The organism is Granulicella cerasi (genome assembly GCF_025685575.1).
Classification (GTDB): Bacteria; Acidobacteriota; Terriglobia; order Terriglobales; family Acidobacteriaceae; genus Granulicella; species Granulicella cerasi.
In genome coordinates this window covers 855,830-869,166 of sequence record NZ_JAGSYD010000002.1, presented here as the reverse complement: position 1 = coordinate 869,166, position 13,337 = coordinate 855,830, and the positions used below count along the sequence as shown (strand labels likewise).

At 62.3% G+C, this 13,337-nt stretch carries 10 protein-coding genes; 4 read left to right on the top strand and 6 right to left on the bottom strand.

Features of this window, described 5'->3' with window-relative positions; genetic code table 11:
* Nucleotides 1-5 precede the first annotated feature (5 nt).
* The 3 genes from OHL11_RS09180 to OHL11_RS09170 all read left to right on the top strand — a co-directional run bounded on the left by OHL11_RS09180 (nt 6) and on the right by OHL11_RS09170 (nt 3,964).
* Nucleotides 6-1,922 (top strand): CocE/NonD family hydrolase, encoded by a 1,917-nt coding sequence (locus OHL11_RS09180; protein ID WP_263371187.1) that lies wholly within the window; start codon nt 6-8, stop codon nt 1,920-1,922.
* An 81-nt stretch (nt 1,923-2,003) separates the two neighbouring features.
* Nucleotides 2,004-2,984: a tyrosine recombinase gene (locus tag OHL11_RS09175; RefSeq protein ID WP_263371186.1), complete on the top strand. Its 981-nt coding sequence runs from the start codon at nt 2,004-2,006 to the stop codon at nt 2,982-2,984.
* On the top strand, nt 2,981-3,964 hold the full coding sequence (locus tag OHL11_RS09170; protein WP_263371185.1) for a tyrosine recombinase XerC: 984 nt from the start codon (nt 2,981-2,983) through the stop codon (nt 3,962-3,964). The genes OHL11_RS09175 and OHL11_RS09170 overlap by 4 nt, the downstream gene beginning before the upstream one ends.
* A 3-nt stretch (nt 3,965-3,967) precedes the next feature.
* On the opposite strand, the gene OHL11_RS09165 is transcribed toward OHL11_RS09170, so the two are convergent.
* The 6 genes from OHL11_RS09165 to OHL11_RS09140 form a co-directional block, all read right to left on the bottom strand.
* On the bottom strand, nt 3,968-5,218 hold the full coding sequence (locus OHL11_RS09165) for a GGDEF domain-containing protein (protein ID WP_263371184.1): 1,251 nt from the start codon (nt 5,216-5,218) through the stop codon (nt 3,968-3,970).
* Nucleotides 5,219-5,354: 136 nt separating this feature from the next.
* Nucleotides 5,355-5,678, bottom strand: coding sequence for a rhodanese-like domain-containing protein (locus tag OHL11_RS09160; protein ID WP_263371183.1), 324 nt, complete (start codon nt 5,676-5,678; stop codon nt 5,355-5,357).
* An 18-nt stretch (nt 5,679-5,696) separates the two neighbouring features.
* A complete protein-coding gene (locus OHL11_RS09155; RefSeq protein ID WP_263371182.1) occupies nt 5,697-7,376 on the bottom strand; it encodes a sensor histidine kinase in 1,680 nt (559 codons plus the stop codon).
* Nucleotides 7,377-7,437: 61 nt separating this feature from the next.
* The gene (locus OHL11_RS09150; protein ID WP_263371181.1) at nt 7,438-8,415 is read right to left on the bottom strand and encodes an MBL fold metallo-hydrolase; all 978 of its coding nucleotides are present in this window, start codon (nt 8,413-8,415) and stop codon (nt 7,438-7,440) included.
* A complete protein-coding gene (gene secA, locus OHL11_RS09145) occupies nt 8,415-11,432 on the bottom strand; it encodes a preprotein translocase subunit SecA (protein ID WP_263371180.1) in 3,018 nt (1,005 codons plus the stop codon). The genes OHL11_RS09150 and secA overlap by 1 nt, the downstream gene beginning before the upstream one ends.
* 96 nt (nt 11,433-11,528) lie before the next feature.
* Nucleotides 11,529-11,828 carry a hypothetical protein gene (locus tag OHL11_RS09140; protein WP_263371179.1) on the bottom strand — a complete coding sequence of 100 codons (300 nt, stop codon included), beginning with the start codon at nt 11,826-11,828 and terminating at the stop codon, nt 11,529-11,531.
* 115 nt (nt 11,829-11,943) lie between these two features.
* Here OHL11_RS09140 and OHL11_RS09135 point away from each other — a divergent pair, with 115 nt between their 5' ends.
* Nucleotides 11,944-13,335 (top strand): M28 family peptidase, encoded by a 1,392-nt coding sequence (locus OHL11_RS09135; protein ID WP_263371178.1) that lies wholly within the window; start codon nt 11,944-11,946, stop codon nt 13,333-13,335.
* Nucleotides 13,336-13,337 lie beyond the last annotated feature (2 nt).

Here is a 13,337-nt window from a genome sequence, read left to right as displayed (position 1 = left end):
AGCGGATGCGTTTGTGGCGTGGCGGATTGGCGTTAGTGGCAGTGAGTTCTATGGGGATGGCGCAGCAGCCGGCGAGCGATCCTGCGCGCGAAGCGGTGACGTTTTTCAGCGCGCATGCGGACAAACACGAGTACCGCATTCCGATGCGCGACGGCGCGAAGATGTATGTGAAGGTATGGGCGCCGAAGGATGGCTTCACGGACAAGGGCCCTTATCCGATCCTCATCACGAAGACGCCGTACAGCTGTGGCGACTACGGTGGCACGAAGGAGATTCCTCATGTCACTGCGAACCCGGCGCTGCTCCGCTCGGGCTACATCCTTGTCTGCGAAGATGTGCGCGGCCGCTGGGCCAGCGAAGGCACGTGGCAGGAGATGACGCCGTCGCATGATGGCAAGGGCATTGATGAGTCGACCGATATGTCCGACACGGTTGATTGGCTGCTGAAGAACGTGCCGAACAACAACGGTCGCGTTGGCATCATGGGCATCAGCTACGGCGGCTTCTACACGGCAGCGAGCATCGTAGACTCCAACCCGGCGATTAAGGCGGCGAGCCCGCAGGCGCCGATCATCGACCTCTGGATGGGCGATGATGCGTATCACGGTGGAGCGTTCATGCTGAGCGCGAACCACTCGTTCTATGCGCCGTTCTTTCGTCCGCAGACAACGCCGATGACGAAGCCCGAGCCGCCGACCTTCGACTTTCCGACGCAGGACATGTATCAGTACTACCTGCGCATGGGTACGATCGCGAACCTCGACTCGCCCGCTGGAGGCACGAACGCTTACTTCCACGACCAGGTGACGCACACGGCTTACGGCCCGTACTGGCAGGCGCGCGACATTGGCAGCCACATGCACGGCGTGAAGGCGGCGGTGATGAACGTCGGTGGATGGTTTGACGCAGAGGACCTTGCTGGGCCGGTGCATGTCTTCCACTCCATCGCGAAGCAGAGCCCTGAGGCCGCTGCGAACACGCTGGTGGAAGGCCCGTGGGTGCACGGTGGATGGGCGCGCAGCGATGGCTCGCGTCTTGGCGATATCGCATTTGGCGCGAAGACGGGAGTCTTCTACCGCGAGCAGATTGAAGCGCCGTTCTTTGAGCATTATCTGAAGGACAAGCCGTGGGACGGTCTGCCAAAGGCGTATGTGTTTGAGACGGGCTCGAACGTCTGGCGCAAGTATGCAGCGTGGCCTCCGCAGGGGGCTGTGGCGAAGACGCTTTACTTCCAGCCCGGTGGCGGGCTCGCCTGGAGCGCTCCGAAGGAGAAGGTCAGCAGCGATAGCTATGTCAGCGATCCCGCGCATCCTGTGCCGTTTACGGCTTACGTTACGGGCGCCGACGTGCCGCAGCGTTACATGGATGATGATCAGCGTTTTGCGCTGACGCGTGGCGATGTGATCGCGTATGAGACCGAGCCGCTGACGGAGGATATTACGATCGCCGGCCCGGTGTCGCCGCGGTTGAAGATCGCGTCTACGGGTACGGACTCGGACTTCGTGGTGAAGCTCATCGACGTCTTCCCCGAGGACTACAAGACGAACGAAGAGTTGCCGGTGAACAGCAAGCGTTCGCAGGCGCCGGAGATCTTTTTGCAGGGCTACCAGATGCTGGTGCGTGGCGAACCATTCCGAGCGAAGTATCGTGACTCGTGGACGGAGCCGAAGGCCCTGACGCCGGGCAAGGTCGCGACGGTGAACTTTACGATGCAGGATGTGAACCACACCTTCCTGAAGGGCCATCGCATCATGGTGCAGGTACAGAGTTCGTGGTTCCCGCTGGTGGATCGCAATCCTCAGACCTTCATGGATATCTCCAAGGCAAAGCCGAGCGATTTCGTGAAGGCGACAGAGACGGTGTATCACCAGAGCGATGCGGCAAGCGGCGTGGAAGTGCTGGTGTTGCCACAGACCAGGTAAGCAGCTTGAAAAGAGGCGCTGGGTTTCGCAGGGGATGCGAAGCTCGGCGCCTTTTGCTGTTGCTGCGGATGGTTCGGCGGGATGGCGTTTGCGCCTGCGGCTGACGACAATAGCCACATGGGCCAGGAGAGCAACGCCGCGCTGCTGAAGGAGTACGCGATGCATCTGCGCGTTGAGCGTGGACTGAGTCCGCTGACGTGCAAGTCGTATGCGAAGGACCTCGAGATGTATGCGGAGTTCCTGGAGCAGTATGAGCGCACGCTCATAGCTGCCCAGCAGGATGACGTGAGCGCGTTCATGCAGCACCTCCGCGAACACTCGCAGGAGTCGCGCTCGGTGGCGCGCAAGCTCAGCACGTTGCGTGGTTTCTATCGCTGGCTACTGCGGGATAAGCGCATCGCGCATGATCCGACGATCAATATTGAAAGCCCGAAGGCGTGGAAGGTGTTGCCGAAGAGCCTGCCTGCTGCCGATGTCTCCGAGATGCTGCAGAAGACTGCTGCCGCAGCGAACATGCCTGACGCGGATGGCATCGCGCTGCGCGACCACGCGATGCTGGAGTTGATGTATGCCGGTGGCTTGCGGGTGGCTGAAGTTGTCACCCTGCGCGAAGAGGACCTGCGGCTCGCTGTACAGAGTGTGCAGGTGCGCGGCAAAGGTGACAAGGAACGCATTGTGCCTATTCATGCTCGTGCGGTGCGCGCCTTGGAAGAGTATGTACAGCGTGGTCGGCCTGAGCTCGTGCGGCGCGCGAAGGCGAAGAGCGGATTGCAACGCGCGTTGTTCTTGAGCTCACGCGGCAACGCGCTGAATGCGACAACGGTCTGGAAGTTTGTGCATACGCTGAACTCGCACGCGAGCCCGCATAAGCTGCGGCATTCTTGCGCAACGCACATGGTGGAGAACGGCGCAGACCTGCGCTCGGTGCAAACGCTGCTGGGCCACGCGGACATCGCGACGACGCAGGTGTACACGCACCTTGCGATCGATCGGCTAAAGCAGGTGCATCGTCAATTTCATCCGCGCGCACGGCGCGGTGCTCCGTCGGAGTCCGCGGTATGAGCACGTTCACTTCGCTTGCGGAACGCTACCTGGCGATGCTGCGCGACGAGCGCGGAGCGAGCGATCATACGCTGCGCGCGTACCGCCGAGAGGTGGGTGCGTTCGCAGAGTTTCTTACCGAGATGCTTGGGGCGGACGGCGATGTGCGCCGCGTGGAGCACACGCACATTCGCACGTATATGGCTTTGCTGTTTGAGCGTGGCCTGACGAAGGCGAGCGTAGCGCGGGCGCTAGCGGCGGTGCGTAGCTGGTTCAAGTGGCAGGCGCGCATCGGAGCGATTGAGCAGAATCCTGCGTTGCTGGTCTCTACGCCGAAGCTGCCGAAGCATCTGCCTCGCGTGCCGAGCATGGAAGAGGTGAATGGAGTGCTCGATTCGCTTTCCGCTCCTTCACCGAAGAGCGCGCTCGACGTGCCGGGCGACGAGGAAGAAGCGGCTGTGTGGCCGGAGCGCGATCGTGTGATCTTCGAACTGCTCTACGGTTGCGGCATCCGAAACTCGGAGCTCTGCGGGCTCGACCTCGATAGCGTGCTGTGGCGCGATGACGCTGTGCGCGTTTTTGGTAAAGGCCGCAAGGAACGCATCGTTCCGCTGGGGGACGCGGCTGCGGAGGCTTTGCGCAAGTATCTGCCGCAACGTGCAGAGCGGCTACAGCGTGCAGGCAAGGGCAGGATGGTAGAGGCAGGGGCGCTGCTGCTGAACGCGCGGATGCGCGGAGAGTGTCGCCTGACCACGCGCAGTGTTGGCCGCATCGTGAAGCGCATTGCGGTGCACGGCGGACTTGCCGCAGACGTTCATCCGCATACGCTGCGCCATGCGTTTGGAACGCACATGTTGGAAGAGGGAGCCGACCTGCGAGCGATTCAGGAGATGCTCGGGCATGAGCGCCTCTCGACAACACAACGCTATACGCAGCTGACGGTGGGACAGGTGCAGCGAGTGTATGAGCAGACCCATCCCCGCGCGAACGGCAACGACTAGCGCCTAGGCCTGACGCTGCGCCTTGGAGGCCTCGCTCCACTGCAGGGCAGCGGAGTGGATGCGATTGCGGCCAGCATCCTTGGCGGCGTAGAGCGCTACGTCAGCTTCCCGCAGCAACTCATCGCGATGCTCGATACCAACGCCGGGGTAGGTTGCCACTCCACCGCTGAGCGTGGTGAAAGCGTTCGGCACGTGCTCGTCGTCGTTGAACGCAGGCGAACCTGCGAGCTCCACCATGCGGCGAATACGCTGCGCGACCTTGAGTGCGACGGCATGGGAGGTATCGGGCAAAAGGATGACGAACTCTTCGCCGCCGTAACGTGCGGCGAAGTCTTCCTTGCCACGCAGCGACTGCACGAGCAGCTGCGAGACACGACGGATGACTTCGTCCCCGTAGAGATGTCCCTGCGTGTCGTTGACGTTCTTGAAGTGGTCGATATCGAACAGCACCACGGAGAGTGGCTTGCTGGTTTCGACCGCCTGGTTCCAGAGGTCTTCGAAGCGGGAATCAAAGGAGGCGCGGTTCGCCAGGCCCGAAAGCGAATCCTGCGAGCTGAGCAAGGCAAGCTCGCGGTTCAACGCGACGAGCTTCTCGCGCTGCAGGTCAACGCGCAGCGCTGAGAGGAAGCTGAGGCGTTCTTCGCGCTCCATGCTGAAGCCTGCGAGCAGAATGAAGAGCTCACCCACGACGATGGGACGGATCGTGAAGATCGCCTGCGGAACCGTCATGATGTGTGTGGCGTGGATGGACCACAACTGCATCGCGAACAACGTTGCCGTCGCAAAGACCGCGTAGGGAAAGCGCAACTGCGCCAGCACGACGATCATCAGCAGAGCGACGAGCGTGTTTACCTGCGATACCGAAGACAGCACCGGCGACAGATTGCGATAGAGAATGAGGTTGGAGCAGACGATCGCGATGGCGATCGACACCACATTGAGCTCACGGACAACACGACGCGCATGGAAGTGCAGCGTGCTCGAAAACGCGAGCCACAAGGTGACCAGCAGACGCACCGCTAGTGCAAATCGGAAGTTCGAATGCAGATGACGGAAGTCGCTGAGGATCAGCAGGTCGTACATGAAGAGAATCGTCCAACCCAGCCACAAGCGGCGGCGCGCATGACGATATCGAGTCGACACGTCAAAGATCGCTTCGAGTTCTGGCTCAAAGCGCAATCCGGAGGCCGGCTTGTTGCGCAGCCTTGCGGTCGCGCGTTCAATTGGTTCCAGTTTCAGTGCCAGCTTGTTCACTAGATTGGTCGCTTCTCAGTAATGTCTATTCATAACCGTAGCGTCAGGGTTTTCTAGACTCCATCATACGTTTGGGGGAGAGACCGGAGGAAAACAGTGTTACTGTCTTACCCCGCTACATTTTTCATCTCACGCACTAATAACGTGGGAGTTTTGGGTCAATCACTTTCGCCCAGAGGTCAATTCCGCCCGCTACGGAGCGTGCGTTGCTGAAGCCCTGCTGTTGCAACCAGTTAGCCACGGAAAGCGAGCGTGCACCGTGGTGGCAGAGCACTGCGATGTGCTGGTCCTCGTCCAGTTCATTGAACGCCCGGGAGGGAACCTCCTGCATGGGCATCAGCTTGGAGCCAGGAATATGGGTGGTTTCGTACTCCCAGCCTTCGCGTACGTCCAGTACGAGAGGGGGATGCGCGCTGGCCAGTTGGGCCTTCAGTTCGTCGACGGTAATCTCGAGTTCCATACCTAATAGGATAGACGCCTAGCGCGTCACAGCGTCATAGGGCAGGCTGAGAATGAATGCCGTGCCATGATGCCTGGGGTCGCGAGAGGTGCGGACGAGGAGTTTACCGCCGTGGCGCAGCATAATGTCCTGCGACACCCACAGCCCCAGGCCCGTGCCGCTGTCCCCCTTGGTCGTAAAAAACGGCTCGAAGATGCGGCGCAGATGCTGCTCGGAGATGCCAGAGCCGGAGTCCGCGATCATAATCTGCAGCCAACGTCGGTCGTCGCGCGTTAGTTCGCGCGAACGCAGGCAGAGCGTCCCGCCGCTCGGCATGGCGTCGATGGCGTTGCCGATCAAGTTCGCCAGTACCTGCCGGATTTCGCCCTCGAAGCACTGGATCGCCGCCGTGGCGCGCAGCTTCTTCTGCAGGCGAACGCTGCCGTTCACCAGGCGACCGTGGTAGAGGCTCAGCGTCGTGTCCAGCAGCTCGTTGGCGGTGGTCTCCGTGGGGCTGGTGGGTTGGCGATGGAAGCGCAACGTCTGATTGGTGATCTGCGACATGCGCTGGAGTTCGCTGTCGGCACTGCGCAGATAGCCGCGAGCCTCATCGAAGCTCTCGCTGGTTTCCGCGAGGAAGATCAGGTTCGTCACCGCTTCGAGCGGGTTATTGATCTCGTGCGCGATGGAGGAGGCGAGCCTGCCGACTGCGGCGAGTTTGTCGTTGCGAATCAGTGCAAGCTCGGCGCGCTTCTGCTGCGTAATCTCGAGCGACGCTGCGGTGATGCCGGTGATCTTGCCTTCGCCGTCGTGAACGGGGAAGTAGCTGACCAGCCAGTAACGGAAATCGTCGGGATCGTTGATCAGCGTGCCTTCGAGCGGAAAGTTGACGATGGGGGGGCCACCCTGCGCGACCTGATCGAAGAGTTCCCGCAGGCCGGGGATCGGGGCCATCTCCATCAAGGTCCTGCCCAGAACGTCCTCCGGCTTCAGCCCAAAGAAGGCTGCCTGCCGGTCGTTCAGGCGGAGGTAGTGGTAGTCGTCCAGGTCGAAGAGCGCGAGGCCGATTGGCGCCGTGCGATAGATCGATTCGATCTCGGAGCGCTGCTTGTCGATTTCGCTATGGCGCCGGATCAACTCCTCGCGCTCTTTCTTCAACTCGCGCAGCGTGCGGGTGCGTTCGATGGACTCCCAGCAACGGTTGGCGACGGAGAGAACGATCTCCACCTCTTCTTCGCTCCAGCGACGGGGCTCGATGGAGTGGATGGCCATGGCTGCGGTGAATTTGCCAGCCTTGAGAAGGCCGACACACACCACTGAACGGATCTGCGCTGCGCGGAAGTTTTCCCGCACGTCGGCCAGCCTCGGATCGGTCTCGGAGTCCTCGACGACGAACGCCTCGCCGGCCCGCATCGCGGCTAGACAATCCGCCGAGAAGTCCTCAAAGCGATAGCGTCCCACCATCGAGGGGACACCGTGGTTGTAGTCGCCAAAGAGGTTGAAAGTGTTCTGATCGCCTTCGACGTCGGCGTAAGCGCAGCGATTCACCGCCAGGTGCTGCCCGAGGAAGGTGGCAGCGCGGCGCACGATCTCTTCGGGGTCGGTGAGCGATCGCAGTGAGCCATTGATGCGCCCCAGCAATTCCTCGCGCTCTTGCATAAACGCGAGTTGACGACGCAGGTCGTCGAGCTCGTTCTGGTTTGCGTCGGTTTCGTTCACACTTAGGACTCGGTATCTAGGATGGCCAGCCGGGTGGGAGGGTTTGCTGCGCCCCCGCATTTTACCGGCGCACGCCGTCTTCCGACCCGGTCGGAGCGGGGTTTCTCCGGACATCGATGCCGTGGTCCAACGTGATGCGCGTGGCATCGCGCCCCACGAGGAGGCGACCCTGGTAGCCCGCCTTCCGGGTGCGCTCGATCAGCGTCGCATCCGGAACGCGGCCCTTGGTGACGATATGCGAGTACACGGCCAGCCCGGGCTTCGAAGCGCTGAACAGTTGCGCGGCCTGGGCGACGGTCAGCAGCTTCGCAAACACCGGCTTCCACTGCGCCAGGCCCTCCTGCGCCGGAGTTCCGGCAGCGACGTTCGCGATCAAGACGTCCACGCGAGGAGCGGCCTGCAGCAACTCGGGCGTGAGCGTGCAGTCGCCCGTGAGAAACACCGAGTGGGATCCGTTGCGAATCAGGAAGGCGAACGCGGGATTGCCGTCGGCGTGCTGCACGGTTTTGGCGCGAACGGAGAAGCCGTTGATCTGGAAGTCGGCTGCGTCCTCGAGTTCTATGACGTGGATGTCGAGGTCGCGGACCAGAGCGGTTGGATTGGCGCGGGCGACCAGGTCATGCGTGTACATGGCTCTCATGCCGTTTACCATCTGCTGCGTGCCGCGAGGTCCGTAGATCGTGAGTCCACCTGTGCGGTGGAGCAGGAACCACGGCGTGATCCAGAGGTCGGGCAGGCCGCTGATGTGGTCGCTGTGCAGATGCGTGAGCAGGAGCGTCTTGACCGTGTTCGGGTCGATGCCCGCACGGTAGAGGTTATCGAGCGTGTTGCGTCCTGCGTCGATCAGCAGCGTGTCGTCGCCGCTTCGCACCAGCGTGGCAATGCCGCTGCGGTCGGGCGTGAGTTCCGGTCCACCGGTGCCGACGAGGGTGATGGTGAGCTTCTGCGCGTGGGCTGTAGCGGCGATGGCGCAGAGGCAAAAAAACAGCCGCAGGGAACGAGTCCATGCGGCTGTTTGGGTTTGTGCGGAGGCACGCATTACACATTCGCTCCGTGGCACTTCTTGTACTTCTTGCCGGAGCCGCAGGGGCAGAGGTCGTTGCGGCCAACCTCGGGTTGCGCGGGCTTCGGGCTCGGGTCCGAGGTGCCGGCGACCGCACCTTCTTCGCGAGCCATGCCGAGTTCGCGAGCCTTACGCTCCTCGAACTCGCGCTCCATGGCGTCGATCGAAGTGCGCTGCTGCGGTGTGCCGAAGGCCTGATGCGAGAACTGTGCGGGAAGCTGCTGTTGCGCGGCGGCTGCGGCGGCGAGTTGCTGCTGCTGGGCCATCTGCGCATCGTAGGCTGCCTGCTGAGCTGCGGCCATCGCTGCCTGCAGAGCCTGGAACTGCTCGGCGGACTCGATCGGCGTGCCATCGGGAGCGAGGATCTGCATGCGGAAGAGGTGACGTGCGGTCTGCTCCTGGAAGGCGAGCATCATCTGCTCGAACATCTCGAAGCTTTCCTTCTTGTAGGCCACGAGCGGGTCCTGCTGCGCATAACCACGGAGGCCGATGCCCTCCTTGAGGTGGTCCATGTTCAGCAGGTGGTCCTTCCAGAGCTGGTCGAGCACGCTGAGCATCACCACGCGTTCGTGATAGCGCATCGTGTCCGGTCCGAGGATCTGCTCCTTCACGCTGTACTTGCTGCCGAGCAGGTTGAAGATGGCTTCGCCGAGGTCGTGACGGCTGAGGTCGGTGACGTTCGGTACTTCGCTTGCCAGCTTCACGCCGAAGACATCTTCGACACCGCTATAGAGGCCCTCGGTGTTCCACTGCTCGGGGCGCGACTGCAGCGGAATGTTCTGCTCCATCAGCCCGGAGAGGATCGTCGCCGTGTAGTGCTCGGTGATGAGCTCCTTCTGGTCGACGCCTTCCATGAGCTGGCGGCGCAGTGAGTAAACAGCTTCGCGCTGCTTGTTCATCACGTCGTCGTACTCGAGCACGTGCTTGCGGCTTTCGAAGTTCTGCGATTCGACGGCCTTCTGCGCGGCTTCGATGCGGCGCGAGATCATCTTGCTCTCGATCGGCACGCCTTCTTCCATGCCGAGGGACTGCAGCAGCGTGGAGACCCACTCGCGCGCAAAGATGCGCATGAGATCGTCTTCGAGCGAGAGGAAGAAGCGCGAAGAACCGGGGTCCCCCTGACGTCCAGCACGTCCGCGAAGCTGGTTGTCGACGCGGCGCGATTCATGGCGCTCGGTGCCGAGGATGTGCAGACCGCCAGCGGCGATCACGGCATCATGCTCGATCTTCGTCGCAGCCTGATGCGCTGCGATCACTTCGTTGTACTGCGGTTCAGCTACCTCGAACTCCTGCGACTGATACAGGAAGCGCACGAAGCCGGGAGCCGCGTTCGGGGTGATCTCGCCTTCCACGACTGCGAGAGCCTTTGCGATGTTGCGCTTCACGAGGTCCTGGCGCGCCATGAACTCAGCGTTGCCGCCGAGCAGAATGTCGGTACCGCGGCCCGCCATGTTGGTGGCGATGGTGACCATGCCCAGACGGCCGGCCTGCGCGACAATCTCCGCTTCCTTCTCGTGGAACTTCGCGTTCAGCACGACGTGGCGCACGCCCTTGTGCTGCAGGATCTGCGAGAGTAATTCCGACTTTTCGATGCTCGTGGTGCCGACCAGCACAGGGCGCTTCTCGGCGTGGAGCTTCTCGATTTCGTCGGCGACGGCGAAGTACTTTTCCTTCGCGGTGCGGTAGACGACGTCCGGGTGCTCGATGCGCTGCATCCCGCGGTTGGTCGGGATGACGACGATGTCGAGCTTGTAGATCGAGTGGAACTCGGTGGCTTCCGTTTCGGCCGTACCGGTCATGCCGGAGAGCTTTGCGTAGAGGCGGAAGTAGTTCTGGAAGGTGATCGTCGCGAGCGTCTGGTCTTCCTTGCGGACTTCCACGCCTTCCTTGGCTTCCACGGCCTGGTGCAGGCCATCGGACCAGCGGCGACCCGGCATCAGACGACCGGTGAAGGTGTCGACGATGATGACTTCGCCGTCCTTCACAACGTATTCGACGTCGCGCTTGTACAGCGAGTGAGCCTTGATCGCCGTCTCGACGTGGTGCTTCATGTCCCAGTTTTCCGGGTCAGCGATGTTGCCGATGCCGAGCAGCTTTTCGACCTTCTCCCAGCCTTCGTCGGTCACGGTCACGGCGCGTGCCTTTTCGTCCACAACGTAGTCGCCGGACCAGGTCTTGGTCTCGAGCGTCTCGACGAGTTCGCCTTCTTCCAGCTGCGGGATAATCGTGTTCGCGATCCCGTACTTGTCGGTCGTCTTGTCGGTCGGGCCGGAGATGATGAGCGGGGTACGCGCTTCATCGATGAGGATGGAGTCGACTTCGTCGACGATGCAGTAGTACTGTCCGCGCTGCACCATCTGGCCGAGCTCGAACTTCATGTTGTCGCGCAGGTAATCGAAGCCGAGCTCGTTGTTCGTGCCGTAGGTGATGTCGCACTGATAGGCGTTCTTGCGCTCGTTGTCATCGAGCTCGTGGGTGATCACACCTACGGACAGCCCGAGGAAGCCGTAGACCTTGCCCATCCACTCGGCGTCGCGCTTGGCGAGGTAGTCGTTCACCGTGACCACATGCACGCCCTTGCCGGCGAGCGCGTTCAGGTAGCAGGGCAGCGTGGCGACGAGGGTCTTACCTTCACCGGTACGCATTTCGGCGATCTTGCCGGAGTGCAGCACCATGCCACCGATCATCTGCACGTCGTAGTGGCGCATGCCGATGATGCGGCGCGAGCCTTCGCGCACGACGGCGAAGGCCTCGGGCATGATCTCGTCCAGCGCCTTCTGCTCAGCGGCCTTGATCTGCTCGGCGTCTTCGAGTCCGGCGCGAGCGGCTTCGATGCGCTGCTGGAACTCATAAGTCTTGCCGCGAAGCTGCTCGTCGGTGAGCTGCTTGAGCGACTCTTCGTAGCCGTTGATCTGTGCGAGAACGGGCATCAGGCGCTTTACAGCGCGCTCGTTGGAGGTGCCAAACACTTTGGCGAGGGTCTTGTTGAACACGGTCGTTTGTCCTAGCGGGATGGGCAGGCTGTCTGACGCACAGACGCACTGCGGATATGGAAATCGAAAATCAGGGAGGTGCGACGGGGTGGTCGCTTAGGCCGCGATGCGCGCGACGATGGCGCTGGTGTGCGCGGCGGCTGGCATCATGGGCCAGCTTGTGTCGAGCGCGGCGTGCTCGCGGGCGTCGAGCGCTGTGGGGCGAACGTGGGAAGCTTCGTCGGGCTCGCCTGCAGAGGCCAACATGCGAAGGTTGCGGGCGTGCAACTCCTGCAGCACGGCCACATAGCGCGGGGCGAACTCAGCGGTCGTATGACGGCTGTTGTCTCCTGCCGCTGCCGTGATGCTGGCGAGGAGGAAGAGGAGGCAAGCGAGTTGGCGAACGCGCAAACGCATCGATGGCTTCCATTTTAGACGCAAAAATGGGGCGGTTCGTCGCTTTGGGGCCGGAACTTCGTTTCCCGCGCGACCGAAAGCGTTAGCATGTTGCTGAATCCAAGGAGTACGAGGAATGAAGCGAGTGGTTCGTGGGGGTGTGGCGGCGTGCGTGTTGGCGATGGCGTTGCCGATGACGGCGCAGCAGGCTGCGTGGACGGTGAAGCCCGAGTGGGTGAAGGCGCATGAGGAGTTTCTGGCCAGCGATGTGATGGCCGGGCGCGGCTCCGCCACGCGCGACGAGCAGATTGCGGCGACGTATGTTGCCAGCGAGTTTGAGGGCTACGGGCTGCAGCACGCGCCGGGCATGTCGAGCTATCTGCAGATGGCGACGCTGATTTCGCCGAGGCTCGACGGCCACGCGACGCTGAGCGCGGGCAGTGTGTCGGTGAGTGAGGGCAAGGACTTCGACCTGCTGGTGTACGGAGGCAGCGACCTGAGCGGCAAGCTCGTGCGCGTGCCGATCACGGAGCTGAAGACGACGAAGTTTGAGCGCGGCTCTATCGTGCTGGTGACGGGCGTGGCGGGCGATCCTGGCAAGGGCTTCGGCGCGTATACGGCGGCCAGGCGCGCGGGCGCGGCGGCGGTGTTGCTGCAGGGTGAAGGCGTCGAGGGGCTGTACGGCGTGCTCGGCAGCCAGACGAAGGTCGGGATGCATCTCGAAGGCGTGAAGCCCGAGCGTGCCCAGGCCGCAGCGTTGGCGTTGAAGTCCGCGGCGCTGGATGGCGTGGCTGCAGGCACGGTGGTGACGCTGAGCGCGAAGGAGATGGCCCCGGCGAAGATGGAGACCTTCAATGCGATCGGCTATCTGCCAGGCTCGGACCCGAAGGCGGGAACGATTCTGCTGACCGCGCATCTGGACCATCTCGGCACGGGCAAGCCGGTGAATGGCGACGCGATCTACAACGGCGCGAACGATGACGCTGCCGGAACGACCGCTGTAATGGAGTTTGCGCACGCGCTGGCGGCAGGGCCGAAGCTGCGTCGCAGCGTGCTTTTCGTCTGCTACGGCAGCGAGGAGATGGGCGAGTACGGCTCGCTGTACTTCGGCGCGCACTCGCCTGTGCCGCTGAAGGATCTTGTGGCCAACATCGAGTTCGAGATGATCGGCAACCAGGACCCCAAGACGCCGAAGGGGACGCTGCTCTTCACCGGCTACGACCGCTCGAACCTTGGCCTGACGCTGAAGGAGCATGGCGCGCTGGTCGGGCCCGATCCTTACCCGGAGCAGCACTTCTTCGAGCGGTCGGACAACTATCAGTTGGCGCTAAAGGGCGTGGTGGCGCATACGGCTGCGGGTTGGGGCACGGTGCCCACGTATCACCAGCCGAACGACGACATCGCGCACCTCGACCTGCCGTTCATGACGGCGGCGATTCAGTCTTTCGTCGAGCCGATCCGCTGGCTGGCGACGAGTGATTTCGTGCCGAAGTGGAATCCCGGCGGCGATCCTAGCAAGGAGAAGTAATC